The sequence below is a fragment of the Cupriavidus sp. SIMBA_020 genome (genome assembly GCF_046535395.1).
GTDB classification, from domain to species: domain Bacteria; phylum Pseudomonadota; class Gammaproteobacteria; order Burkholderiales; family Burkholderiaceae; genus Cupriavidus; species Cupriavidus campinensis.
The window spans coordinates 1-321 of sequence record NZ_JAWRWU010000260.1 but is presented as its reverse complement, the minus strand read 5'-3'; the positions used below and the strand labels follow the sequence as shown (position 1 = coordinate 321).

The 321-nt window shown below is 60.4% G+C and carries 1 pseudogene; it reads left to right on the top strand.

The features are described 5' to 3' along the window. Positions 1 to 321 (top strand): annotated as a pseudogene (fusA, locus tag SB751_RS29105) (elongation factor G); the annotation flags it as partial.

Genomic DNA, 321 nt, shown 5'->3' with positions numbered 1-321 from the left:
GCTGCCGAATGGCGTGAAAAGCTGGTTGAAGCCGCCGCCGAGTCGTCGGAAGAGCTGATGAACAAGTACCTGGAAGGCGAAGAGCTGACCGTCGAAGAGATCAAAGCCGGTCTGCGCGCGCGCACCCTGGCCAGCGAAATCGTACCGGCCGTCTGCGGTTCGTCGTTCAAGAACAAGGGCGTTCCCCTGGTTCTCGACGCCGTCATCGACTACCTGCCTGCTCCGACCGAGATCCCTGCAATCCAGGGTATCAACCCGGACGACAAGGAGCTGGACAAAGAAGATCCGGCTGTTCGTAAAGACGTGCGTCACGCCGACGAC